An 11519-nucleotide genomic window follows, 5' to 3' on the forward strand; every position below is an offset into this window, starting at 1 on the left:
ATAATCATGCATAAATGAACATCGCAGGAGGATATAATGGAAAGGCTTAAGGTAGACGATATAAGGGATAGATTCTTGCATTTTTTTGAAAGCAAAGGGCATTTGATACTGCCTAGTTTTCCTTTGATACCAAAAAACGATAAGAGTCTGTTGTTGATAAATTCCGGCATGGCACCGCTTAAACCGTATTTTACCGGCCAAGAGACGCCGCCGAGCAAGAGGGTGACCACGTGCCAGAAATGCATACGCACGCCGGACATAGAACGTGTGGGAAAAACAGCGCGCCACGGCACATTCTTTGAAATGCTGGGCAATTTCTCATTTGGCGATTACTTTAAAAAAGAAGCTATACCGTGGGCGTGGGAATTCGTTACGCAAGTGCTGGGCCTACCTGTGGACAGGCTGTGGGTTAGCATATATGAACAAGACGACGAAGCCTTCGATATATGGCATAATGATGTCGGCCTGCCTGAGGAGCGTATAGTGCGCATGGGCAAAGAGGATAATTTCTGGGAAATAGGCGTAGGACCGTGCGGACCATGTTCGGAACTGTACTTCGATCGGGGGGAGGATAAAGGCTGTGGCAAACCCGATTGCGGCGTCGGGTGTGAGTGCGATAGATTTGTGGAATTTTGGAATCTCGTATTCACACAGTTTTATCGCAATGAAGACGGCACATATGACAAATTGGAGCATCCAAATATAGATACCGGTATGGGATTGGAGCGCATGGCGGTCATAATGCAGGGTGTCGATTCGATATTCGAAATAGATACTATAGGGGCAATTCTGGATTATGTAGCTGAAATAGCCGGTGTATCTTACGGAAGCGATGACAAAAATGATATGTCGCTCCGAGTTATAACCGACCATGCCCGCAGCGCTGCGTTTATGGCGGGAGACGGCATACTTCCGTCAAACGAAGGGCGTGGCTATGTCATGCGCAGACTGATACGCAGGGCCATAAGGCACGGTCGCCTGCTCGGTATACGCGATCCTTTTTTGTATAGGGTAACCGATCAGGTTATAGAGCACTTCAAAGGAGCATATCCGGAATTAGCTCAGCGCAGGGATTTCATACTGCGCGTTATAAATATGGAAGAAGAGCGTTTCGATCAAACGCTGGATCAGGGCATGCTTCGTCTAGAGGAGATAATAGAACGCATGAGAGCGCAAGGTATTAATACGCTTAACGGCGAAGATGCGTTCAAGCTATACGATACCTATGGTTTCCCATTGGATCTTACACAGGAAATATTGAGCGAACGCGGCATGAAGATAGACACGGACGGTTTCGAGAAACAAATGCAAGCTCAAAAGGAGCGCGCTAGGGCGGCGCGTAAGCAGACCAATTACATGGGCAGCGATGAGGATATATACGCCGAGCTGCCCGATGATGTAATCTCTGTTTTTACCGGATATGACAGACTGGAAGATGACGGCGTTGTATCCGCTATTGTTGTAGACGGCGAATTGCGCAATGTGGCAGTAGAAGGCGACGAAGTTGAAATTATATTGGACAGGACGCCTTTTTATGCGCAGAGCGGTGGCCAGGTGGGCGATACGGGCTGGCTCTACGGTAACGGTGCCCGCGCGGAGGTTTATGATTGCAAGAAGGCTACCGGAAGGCGTATAATCCATCTGGGACGCATGGTTGAAGGCAGCCTGGCAGTAGGCGATAAGGTACATGCTACAGTAGATGAAGAACGTCGCATGGCTACTGCCCGCAATCATACGGCAACGCATCTGCTCCATAAAGCTTTGCGGGACACGCTCGGCGCGCACGTAGAGCAAGCCGGTTCATTGGTAACACCCGATAGGCTGCGCTTTGACTTTTCACATTTTGCTCCTATGACCCAGCAAGAATTGGATAGGGTTGAATATGAAGTTAATAAACATATATTGGATGACCTTGAGGTAACTATAGAAGAGATGGCTATAGAAGAGGCCAGAAAAACAGGCGCTATGGCATTGTTCGATGAGAAATATGGCGATAAGGTGCGCGTGGTATCTATAGATGCGTACAGCAAAGAACTATGCGGGGGCACTCATCTGAAACGTACAGGCCAGGCCGGGCTTTTTAAGATAATAAGCGAATCGGGTGTGGCTGCGGGTGTGCGCCGTGTAGAGGCTGTCACGGGATTTGGAGTGCTGGAACATTTCAAACAGCAGCAACAATTGTTAGATGCCGTAGCTGTCATCTTGAAAACCGCCCCTAAGGACATACCGTCTCGCGTAGAGGCTCTGCTTAAAGAGATAAAAGATTTCAAGCAGCAGGTGCAGGATGCTAAAAATAAGAAGGCGGTGTCAATAGATGATATAATGTCATCGGCCGATGCTATAGGCGATACTCGCATTATAGTATATAGGGTGGATAATGTCGATATGCAGTCTATGCGAAATATGCTGGACAATATAAAGGACAGGCTGAAAGACGGCGTGGCTGTGTTGGCTGGTGTCTGCGATGGCAAGGTTAATATCGTAGCAGGCGCGACCAAATCTGCAGTGCAACAGGGCATACATGCAGGTAATTTAGCCAAGAGGATAGCTGCATCGCTGGGCGGCAGCGGTGGCGGCCGACCAGATATGGGGCAGGCTGGGGCCAAAAACGCTGAAGCACTAGATAAAGCGCTTGCCGGTGCTCGCGATATCATATCAGAACAGATGAAAGCTAAGGTGGAAAGCTGATGGAGTGCGTAGCTGAATGCACGCCGTGCTATCTTAAGCAAGTGATATCGGCTTTTATGGCAGCGGACCTAGATCAGGAGAAACAGCGTCGGCTTATAAAAGAAGTTACCAAAATACTGCCATCTATCGATGATAGCAAGAGCCCTGCGGAGAATTCATCTATAGTTTTATTGGAAGCATACAGGCTGATGGGTATAGAAGATCCCTTCAAAAGGGCTAAAGAACAATCCAATATCATGGCGATGCGATTATACCCGGAATTAAAAGAACGCATCGCAGAAGCCGATGACCCGCTTTTTATGGCTATCCGCATTGCTGCAGCCGGAAATATCATAGATATGGGCATACTCAGAGAATTCGACGTTGAAGATAGCATAAGCGAAGCATTATCAACAGGTTTTGCCTTATGCGACTATAATCAGTTTAAAGAGATTCTGTCCAATGTCCGCCGTATACTGATCATAGGCGATAACAGTGGGGAGATAGTATTCGATAAATTACTGGTAGAGCAATTGGAGCACTATGCATCTGATATCGCCTATTCGGTTAAATCAAGGCCTATACTCAATGATGCTACTATGCAGGACGCCGTTATGGTGGGTATGACAAATATAGCTCACGTTATAGAGAATGGCAATCAATATCTCGGTACTGTATTGGAAGCTTGTTCTCGGGAGTTTTTACACGAATTAGAAGCAGCCGACCTCGTTATATCCAAAGGTCAGGGAAATTATGAATCGTTGGGAGGCTCTCTTTTAGCCGGCCGAAAAACTTTCTTCCTTCTTAGGGCTAAATGTCCATGGGTGGCTGCCCGTGCAGGTGTTGGCAATATGGGCCTTGTATTTTGCCAAAACGCTATTGATGTTTCGAACATGTGATGCTATAATTATCCTATGAACGTTGAATGAGGTAAAGCTTATGGATAAGATGGACCTAATCTTGCAGGAACTGGGCGGCATAAAACAGGATATCAGCGGTCTAAAAGATGACGTCAAAGGGCTCAAAGATGATGTCAACGGGCTCAAAGCCGACGTCAGCGGGTTTAAGGCCGATATAAATGGGCTTAAGACCGACGTAAGAGGATTAAAGGAAGATGTAAAAGATCTGCAAGAAGATGTTACTGGTTTGAAGCAGGATGTCAAGGCATTAAATCAACGCCAAGACGAGATGCAAAAGGATATCGCTGGTTTGAAACAGGACGTCAATGGTCTAAAAGAGGGCTTTAACGGCTTGAAAGATGAAGTAGCGGCTCTCAAAGAGTGTCAGGATGAAACATATATGATAGCCAGAGCATTGGAAGAGAGCAACGAGTTCAAGAGGGCGGAAATGGACTCTATGGTCCATGATATAGCTAGGATAAAAGGTACTATAAAAAAGGCCGGAAAAATAATGGTAGAAGAAGTCGATGCAATAGCAAAATAGTGTAGCGCCGATTATTTCAACGCATATTATACAATAACATAAAAAATATAAAAGCTGAGATGAGGAAAAGTAGGTATTGCCTTACTTTTACAGAGAATCGGGATAAGGTGAGAGCCCGAAAAAGGCGGTTATATCGAAGTTCTCCTCGGAGCTGCAGGCTGAACGTGTTCGCATGCGGATACCAGTAGGCTGTGCCGGTAACTTCCGCCGTTAAAGGTAAGAGGGCATGTCAGTGCCTGCGATAAAGAGGGATTTATATATTCATATATGAATCCAAGATGGGTGGTACCGCGGAAAGTAAAACGCTCTTCGTCCCTATATAGGGATGATGGGCGTTTTTTATTATACAAAAAAGGGGTAGATAAAGATGATAATAGTAATGCAACCCAATGCCGATAAAGAGCAGATAAAGCATGTGGAAGAGCAGATAAAAGCCTTTGGTTTTCAGGCTCATCCCATATACGGCGAATTTAAGACCGTCATAGGGGCCATAGGCGATAAAACCGGTTTCGACTCACAGGTATTTTTGAATATGCCAGGCGTAGAAACTGTAGTGCCTATTATGAAGCCGTATAAGCTAGTGAGCAGAGAGTTAAAATCTGACAACACGGTAGTGGATGTGAACGGGGTAAAGATAGGGGATGAAAAGCTTATCTCTATTGCTGGCCCTTGCGCTATAGAAAGTGAGCGGCAGATAATGGATATAGCCTGCGCGGTAAAAAAAGCAGGTGCCGATATGCTGCGCGGTGGGGCATATAAGCCGCGGACATCGCCATACGCATTTCAGGGGCTTGGCGAAGATGGATTAAAATTATTAGCTCAAGCCGGACAGGAAACTGGGCTGAGAGTGGTTACCGAGGTAGTCGACCCGCGCGATGTCGAATTAGTGGCCAGTTATGCGGATATGCTTCAAATAGGCGCAAGAAATATGCAAAATTATCGCCTGTTGCAGGAAATAGGAGCATCTAAAAAACCGGTTATATTAAAACGCGGTATATCGGCCACTATAGAGGAATGGCTTATGGCGGCCGAGTATATACTTTACAACGGTAATACGAATGTGGTATTATGCGAGCGCGGTATACGCACATACGAGACAGCTACGCGAAATACGCTGGATCTCAACGCCATACCACTGTTAAAAGAATTGACGCACTTGCCCGTAATAGTGGATCCAAGCCATGCTACAGGGCTGTGGCGATTGGTACCTTCTGTGTCTATGGGCGTGATAGCGGCTGGAGCGGACGGTCTCATAATAGAAGTACACAATGACCCGTCTCACGCCTTGTCCGACGGTCCTCAGTCCATATTGCCTGAGCGCTTTGCAGAATTGATGGTGAATCTCAAGGCATTGGCTGCCATCATAGGCCGCAGCATATAGCATTTTATTTCAAATCATGTTGACAATAATACTTGGGAATGCTATTATTATATATAGAATTCCAAGCTATTAACTAGGCTTTATTTGAATATGGAGGTGAAAGACGTGAAATTATCGACAAAAGGGCGCTATGGCCTTACAGCTATGCTTGATCTGGCTCTGAATTACGGAGAAGAGCCCGTCGCATTAAAGAATGTAGCTGAGCGTCAAGGTATATCCGAGCCTTACCTGGAACAGCTTATAGCCGGCCTGCGCAAAGCCGGGCTGGTAAAGAGCGTCAGAGGAGCCCAGGGAGGCTATATTTTAGCGTATCCCCCAGATAAAATAACGGTTGGCGATGTCATGAGAGTATTGGAAGGGCCATTGGCACCCGTAGACTGTGTTATAGAAAACGAACCCGTATCATGCGAAAAGGCCGATCACTGTGTCACTCGAATAATATGGGAAAAAATAAGGGATAGTATTAATCAAGTAGTGGATTCTATAACTCTACAAGATATGGTAGACGAGTACAATCGCATTAATGGTCAAAAGGGCTATATGTACTATATATAAGCGAACAGGAGATAGGTTTATGGACAGAAAAATATACATGGATCATGCGGCCACAACATATGTAAAACCTGAGGTATTGGATGAAATGTTGCCGTATTTCACCGATAAATTCGGCAACCCGTCGAGCATATATTTTTATGGCCGCGAAGCCAAAGAAGCTATAGAGATGGCGCGCGAGAAAGTAGCTGTGGCTATAGGAGCAGAGCCGTCAGGAATTTATTTTACATCAGGCGGAACAGAATCCGACAATTGGGCTATAAAAGGCGCGGCTTTTGCCGGTAAGAAAAAAGGCAACCACATAATAACCTCTGCTATAGAACATCACGCTGTATTGCATACGTGTCAGTATTTAGAGAAGTTAGGCTTTGAAGTTACTTATCTGCCGGTCGATCAGTACGGCCTTATAAATCCCGATGATGTGCGCCGGGCTATAACCGATAAAACAGTGCTTATATCTATAATGACAGCCAATAACGAAATAGGCACCATAGAGCCTATATCTGAGATAGGCAAGATAGCCAGGGAACAAGGCGTCTATTTCCACACCGATGCCGTGCAAGCCATAGGAAGCATGGATATCGATGTAAAGTCATTAAATGTGGATATGCTGTCGCTTTCCGGCCATAAATTCTATGGGCCCAAAGGTATAGGTGCTTTATATATAAAGAAGGGCGTAAAAATAGATCAGTTTATGCATGGAGGTGCTCAGGAAAGGAACCGTCGTGCATCTACCGAGAATGTACCGGGCATAATCGGTTTGGGCAAAGCCATAGAGCTGGCTACGGCTACCATACCCCAAAGGCGGGAGCACCTTACGCGGCTAAGGGATCGTCTCATAAAAGGCATAATGGATAAAATACCATTTGTGCGTCTGAACGGCCATCCCACCGAAAGGCTGCCGGGCAATGTCAATTTATCGTTTGAATTTATAGAAGGTGAATCCATGTTGCTTAGCCTGGATCTAAAAGGCGTGGCAGCGTCCAGCGGATCGGCCTGTACGTCCGGTTCGCTCGACCCGTCGCATGTACTGCTGGCCATAGGATTACCGCATGAGGTAGCGCATGGCTCTTTGCGACTGACGCTGGGCGATGACAACACTGAGGAAGATGTGGATTATGTCATTGAAATACTGCCGGATATAGTGGAAAGATTGAGGCAGATGTCACCATTATTTGCAGAAAGAGAAGGGGAGTTGAAAAATGTATAGTCAAAAGGTTATGGATCATTTTACAAATCCGCGCAATGTGGGGGAGATACCCGACGCCGATGGCGTCGGTGAGGTAGGCAACCCGAGATGCGGCGATATAATGAAGATATTTATAAAGGTGGATGGCGATATAATAACCGATGTTAAATTCCAGACTTTCGGTTGCGCGGCGGCTATAGCTACGAGCAGCATGGCTACCGAGCTGATAAAAGGCAAGACGTTGGATGAAGCACTGGCCATAACCAATAAAACCGTGGCCGACGCGCTGGATGGCCTTCCAGCCATAAAAATGCACTGTTCGGTGCTAGCTGAAGACGGGCTACGCGCTGCTATCGAGGATTATAAACGCAAGATGGGGCTTATAACCGAGGATGAAATGGCTAAGCCGCATGAGCATATCCACGACTGTGCCGATGATGAGGCGGCCAATGGATAAAAACCGCGTTGTGGTGGGGATGAGCGGCGGAGTAGACAGCTCTGTCACCGCTTACCTGCTCAAGCAGCAAGGATATGATGTTATAGGCGTTACAATGCAGGTATGGCAGGATGATGATCCCGAACGGCAGCGGCTGGAAGGCGGCTGCTGTTCTTTATATGCGGTGGACGATGCGCGCCGTGTGGCGCAGATGCTGGATATACCCTACTATGTGATGAACTTTAAGGATGTATTTCGACGAAAGGTGATTGATTATTTTGTCGATGAATACACAAAAGGCCGCACGCCCAATCCCTGCCTTGCATGTAACAGGTATATAAAGTTTGAAGAACTCATGAGGCGAGCTCATGCTATAGGGGCTTATTATATAGCCACAGGTCATTATGCAAAAATAGAGTACGACGAAGATCTCCGACGCTTTATATTGAAGCGCTCGATCGACGATAAAAAGGATCAGAGCTATGTGCTATATACGTTTACCCAATATCAACTAGAACATACGCTCATGCCGCTGGGCAGTTACACTAAAACGGAAGTCAGGGAAATAGCGCGGAAAATAGGATTAACCGTGGCCGATAAACCAGACAGCCAGGAGATATGCTTTGTTGAGGACGATGATTATGGGCGATTTTTGGCAGAGCAACGCCCGGATGCCATAAAAGAGGGTTACTTTGTGGATACAGCCGGGCATGTATTGGGCAAGCATAAAGGCATAGCCTTCTATACCATAGGCCAGCGCAAGGGATTGGGCCTATCGCTGGGCAAACCTATGTATGTCGTAGATGTAGACGCGGTCAATAATGTGATCGTGCTGGGAGAACAAGATGATGTATTTGATGACAGTTTGATAGCGGGCGATTTAAATTTTATTCCGTTTGATCGTCTGGATAAGCCCATGGAAGTCACCGCCAAGATAAGGTACAACGCTAAAGAGGTACCGGCTATTGTATACCCGCTGGATGACGGTGCTAAGGTAAAGGTCGTATTTGACAAGCCTCAGCGCGCTGTTACGCCCGGACAGGCAGTGGTATTCTACCAGGGCGATGTCGTGGTGGGCGGCGGCATAATAGAATGACATTTAATTCACTCATTTTCATTAAATGGAATCACAATACATTGTTGACAATCATTGTATTGCATGATATACTTGATTCAGATGGGCACTTAAGATATTTAAGTGTCCATCTAGTATTATATGGAGGTTTCCATTAAATAGCTATTCGTATAATGGAGGGTATTAAATGTTAAATCTTGCTTTTTCAGATGGATATTACGATAAATTGAGACAGCATCTGGATGCTATCAAAAGCAAAAAAGATGATATGATCGATCGTTATTTCCCGGAACTCAATGCTGAGCGTTATGATTTCATGCAGCTTATGGATGATTATATAAAACGACTTGGCGAACTACTACAGCAAAACTGCGACACGCCATTTGTTATAATCGGCAGCACAGTAAAGGTACGGGATATAGACGATGATTATACAATTACCTTTACTCTGGTATGCCCTCACGAAAGCAATCCCGTCAAGGGATGTATATCCTATTTATCTCCTATAGGCAAGTCATTATTGCTCAAAAAAGCAGGAGAAATAGTAAGTGTCGTTACCCCTAACGGAGAAGTGAGATACGAGATTCTGGAGATAAAAATATAAGCCTCGTACGAGGCTTATATTTTTATGGCAGGGGAGGCAGGAATCGAACCCGCAACCAACGGTTTTGGAGACCGCTACTCTGCCAATTGAGCTACTCCCCTAGGACAGTATTTATTCTATCGTATTTTTCTCATACTGTCAAGCGCTGTTTTTGGCTCGGTCATCTCTTCATTCCAGCCGATATAATCGCTAGCATGTCTTCTCTGGGAAGAAGCACATCTGCCACCAAAAAAAGCAGCAGCGGCGGCAACGATACGATAAAACCGTAAAGGCCGATAGAGCCCGAAAGAGATGCCCTTTGGGCAGCATCCTCCATACCCACCTGCGCACCTATTTGAAGCTCTCGGAAGATCGCGACGGGTGACATAAGCATATAACGCCTATCATTCATATATAACAACGCCGGCGTAACATTGATATATGTTACGGCCATCTGTATCAAAAAGATACCAGCAATTGACAAGAGGAACGTATTATCAGAGATAGAGATTTCGTTTTCCATATTCACCCTGCAAGCCATAGCCCATACAGCCGCAACAGAAAAACAAGTGGTGAATATGAAGGGATAAATCGTATTGATCATTCCCATACTTTTGATCGATAGATAACCGTGCATAGTGAAGGGTTGCGCCGTAAGTACCGTTATAAAAGCCAACAAGATTGCAGCGACCAGGCCCATATTCCTTTGATGGCCAACAAAAGCTCCGCTCATTAACACCGCAATAACAGCGGCGATAAAAGCTGAAACAGCCGATAGCAATAGATAAATGACGATGGGAGAGTACAGGTTTACTTCTCCTCCAAACCTGCTTAAATCAAAGGAGCTCCCTTTAATTATATAGGGCAGGAAATAGATCGCTGCAAAAACAATCAGCGCTATAACCACGGGAACCAGTTTGGCGCTTGTTCTCTCCTTAATGGTCTTTTTTCGTTCTCCTCTAAAGGTGGCCCTGAATAAATACAATATGGGCACGAACAGCACAGCCGCTGATAATAGAGATATGATTGTGCGTATTACGCCGAGCGCAGCGCCTGTGCTTATATTTGCTTGCAACAACCCGCTTCTGAATACGGCGGTATCCAACATATCCATCGTTTCATAGGTTGACGGATTGTACAGAGCATTTGTAAGCGAAAAGAAGCTGTTTGCGATAAAAGCCAGCGATGCAAGCGAAAACAGCCCTGCTGCCTTAGGGGGTAAAAGCGGGTCTTTATCCGCATACACTTCATCGAGTATGTATATGAGCGTGATTGGTATCCCGGCGTACTTTACAGCGGCTAGCAAAGGATGGATAAACACCATTGCACCGGCGTTCATGAATACATGTGAGCCGAGAAGATTAATAAACCAGCCGGCATATACATCGGCTGGAATAAACACTGGCAGGGTGCACAATATGACCAGTGTTTCCTTGTAATATTTAGGGACTAAAGTAACGATATAGCCGATGATAACGGCTATTATAAACACCATGGCTGAGAAATTCAAATTAAAGACAATGGTATTTCGCATTATTGCCTTGAATTGGATAGATTCAAACAAAGCATTATAATTCTTCATTCCCACCCATGGAGAACCTGAAAATCCCTTGGAGGCTTCAAACACCTTCATGCTCAACATTATCTCTCTGGTAAAACCTATCGCACAAACCACTAATACAACGATCAAAATCACAAAAGAAACGATTGCGTAAGTCTGATTTCCCTTTCGATTATCCACAAGACCTCACTCTCCTTTAAAATATTATGATACCACTACTACTCAACACCTTGTATTTTATCATAGCATATTCTGGAATGCAATAATAAAAATGCCTGAATCATAAATTCACTCGTATTGGATATCATAGATAATATCTGCTTTTGAAATCGCAAGGAGGATGACTATGCCAAAAAACATACGCATAGGCGATGTATGGGATAGCGAGGCTATGGATACGCGCCTGACCGGTGAGAGGTACAGGATATATGTCAACACCGACTATGTAGGCGACAAAATGGGGTTAAACGCAGGCGAGGGTGAAGCCGTGGAAGATTTCCTTAAGTCCCTGGGCTTTAGCGGCTATACTATAGAATACGATAACAAAAATATAAGGATAAAGACCGATGACAAAGACTTGGCCGAAAAACTGAGGAACCATTTGCAGGAGTATCTTGATCTAAGGTGACAGG

Annotated in this window: 11 protein-coding genes, 1 tRNA gene and 1 other annotated feature; of the genes, 10 read left to right on the plus strand and 2 right to left on the minus strand. The window is 45.4% G+C overall.

The features are described from left to right. Positions 1–36 precede the first annotated feature (36 nt). From alaS to MAHAU_RS14990, 9 genes are all read left to right on the plus strand, one after another. Entirely contained in the window at positions 37–2688 is a 2652-nt protein-coding gene (gene alaS / locus MAHAU_RS06715; protein WP_013780973.1) for an alanine--tRNA ligase, read from the plus strand. After that, a complete protein-coding gene (locus MAHAU_RS06720; protein WP_013780974.1) occupies positions 2688–3566 on the plus strand; it encodes a damage-control phosphatase ARMT1 family protein in 879 nt (292 codons plus the stop codon). Before alaS ends, MAHAU_RS06720 begins: the two co-directional genes overlap by 1 nt. Before the next feature lie 40 nt (positions 3567–3606). Next, on the plus strand, positions 3607–4110 hold the full coding sequence (locus MAHAU_RS06725) for a hypothetical protein (protein ID WP_013780975.1): 504 nt from the start codon (positions 3607–3609) through the stop codon (positions 4108–4110). 47 nt (positions 4111–4157) lie between these two features. Next, positions 4158–4430: a binding site (T-box leader), on the plus strand. Positions 4431–4477: 47 nt separating this feature from the next. Continuing rightward, entirely contained in the window at positions 4478–5491 is a 1014-nt protein-coding gene (gene aroF, locus MAHAU_RS06730) for a 3-deoxy-7-phosphoheptulonate synthase (RefSeq protein ID WP_013780976.1), read from the plus strand. 105 nt (positions 5492–5596) lie between these two features. Further along, positions 5597–6046: an RrF2 family transcriptional regulator gene (locus MAHAU_RS06735; RefSeq protein ID WP_013780977.1), complete on the plus strand. Its 450-nt coding sequence runs from the start codon at positions 5597–5599 to the stop codon at positions 6044–6046. A gap of 19 nt (positions 6047–6065) precedes the next feature. Continuing rightward, positions 6066–7253, plus strand: a complete 1188-nt coding sequence (gene nifS / locus MAHAU_RS06740; RefSeq protein ID WP_013780978.1) for a cysteine desulfurase NifS — start codon at positions 6066–6068, stop codon at positions 7251–7253. Further along, positions 7246–7689, plus strand: coding sequence for a Fe-S cluster assembly scaffold protein NifU (gene nifU, locus MAHAU_RS06745; RefSeq protein ID WP_013780979.1), 444 nt, complete (start codon positions 7246–7248; stop codon positions 7687–7689). Before nifS ends, nifU begins: the two co-directional genes overlap by 8 nt. Further along, a complete protein-coding gene (gene mnmA / locus MAHAU_RS06750; protein WP_013780980.1) occupies positions 7682–8764 on the plus strand; it encodes a tRNA 2-thiouridine(34) synthase MnmA in 1083 nt (360 codons plus the stop codon). Before nifU ends, mnmA begins: the two co-directional genes overlap by 8 nt. A 166-nt stretch (positions 8765–8930) precedes the next feature. After that, the gene (locus MAHAU_RS14990; RefSeq protein WP_013780981.1) at positions 8931–9347 is read left to right on the plus strand and encodes a GreA/GreB family elongation factor; all 417 of its coding nucleotides are present in this window, start codon (positions 8931–8933) and stop codon (positions 9345–9347) included. 25 nt (positions 9348–9372) lie between these two features. Here the strand turns inward: MAHAU_RS14990 and MAHAU_RS06760 are convergent. After that, positions 9373–9448: transfer RNA gene (locus MAHAU_RS06760), tRNA-Trp, on the minus strand. A gap of 59 nt (positions 9449–9507) precedes the next feature. Continuing rightward, positions 9508–11067 carry a hypothetical protein gene (locus MAHAU_RS06765; protein WP_013780982.1) on the minus strand — a complete coding sequence of 520 codons (1560 nt, stop codon included), beginning with the start codon at positions 11065–11067 and terminating at the stop codon, positions 9508–9510. A 166-nt stretch (positions 11068–11233) separates the two neighbouring features. Between MAHAU_RS06765 and MAHAU_RS06770 the strand changes: the two genes are divergently transcribed. Continuing rightward, the gene (locus tag MAHAU_RS06770) at positions 11234–11515 is read left to right on the plus strand and encodes a hypothetical protein (protein ID WP_013780983.1); all 282 of its coding nucleotides are present in this window, start codon (positions 11234–11236) and stop codon (positions 11513–11515) included. Positions 11516–11519: the final 4 nt, after the last annotated feature.

Origin of the sequence: Mahella australiensis 50-1 BON (genome assembly GCF_000213255.1) — a bacterium.
Lineage (GTDB): Bacteria > Bacillota > Clostridia > Mahellales > Mahellaceae > Mahella > Mahella australiensis.

Bases quoted from the DNA above. Each gene is read 5' to 3' on its own strand.
- alaS (WP_013780973.1), top strand. From the start codon at position 37: ATGGAAAGGCTTAAGGTAGACGATATAAGGGATAGATTCTTGCATTTT.
- MAHAU_RS06720 (WP_013780974.1), top strand. From the start codon at position 2,688: ATGGAGTGCGTAGCTGAATGCACGCCGTGCTATCTTAAGCAAGTGATA.
- MAHAU_RS06725 (WP_013780975.1), top strand. From the start codon at position 3,607: ATGGATAAGATGGACCTAATCTTGCAGGAACTGGGCGGCATAAAACAG.
- aroF (WP_013780976.1), top strand. From the start codon at position 4,478: ATGATAATAGTAATGCAACCCAATGCCGATAAAGAGCAGATAAAGCAT.
- nifS (WP_013780978.1), top strand. From the start codon at position 6,066: ATGGACAGAAAAATATACATGGATCATGCGGCCACAACATATGTAAAA.
- nifU (WP_013780979.1), top strand. From the start codon at position 7,246: ATGTATAGTCAAAAGGTTATGGATCATTTTACAAATCCGCGCAATGTG.
- mnmA (WP_013780980.1), top strand. From the start codon at position 7,682: ATGGATAAAAACCGCGTTGTGGTGGGGATGAGCGGCGGAGTAGACAGC.
- MAHAU_RS14990 (WP_013780981.1), top strand. From the start codon at position 8,931: ATGTTAAATCTTGCTTTTTCAGATGGATATTACGATAAATTGAGACAG.
- MAHAU_RS06770 (WP_013780983.1), top strand. From the start codon at position 11,234: ATGCCAAAAAACATACGCATAGGCGATGTATGGGATAGCGAGGCTATG.